The organism is Cupriavidus sp. SIMBA_020 (assembly GCF_046535395.1).
Classification (GTDB): domain Bacteria; phylum Pseudomonadota; class Gammaproteobacteria; order Burkholderiales; family Burkholderiaceae; genus Cupriavidus; species Cupriavidus campinensis.
Genome location: NZ_JAWRWU010001814.1, coordinates 1 through 230, shown reverse-complemented (window position 1 = coordinate 230; position 230 = coordinate 1). Strand labels below are relative to the sequence as shown.

1 protein-coding gene is annotated in these 230 nt (G+C 59.1%); it reads right to left on the bottom strand.

Annotation, left to right across the window (positions count from 1 at the left end):
• Positions 1–230: POTRA domain-containing protein (locus tag SB751_RS35870; protein ID WP_410749715.1), on the bottom strand; the 230-nt coding region annotated here is incomplete at both ends.

The following is a 230-nucleotide window of genomic DNA, read 5'->3' as shown; positions in this document are numbered from 1 at the left end:
CGGCTCGCCTTCGTGCAGCGTGACCGTCAGGTACATGTCCTTCTTGTCGGGCGAGATCGACACCTGGGTCGACTCAATGTTGAACTCGAGGTAGCCGCGGTTCAGGTAGTACGAGCGCACGGCCTCGAGGTCGCCCGTGAGCTTTTCCTTCGAGTACAGGTCGTTCTTCGTGTACCAGGAGAACCAGTTCGGCGTGGACAACTGCATTTCGTCGCGCAGCTTGCTGGTAC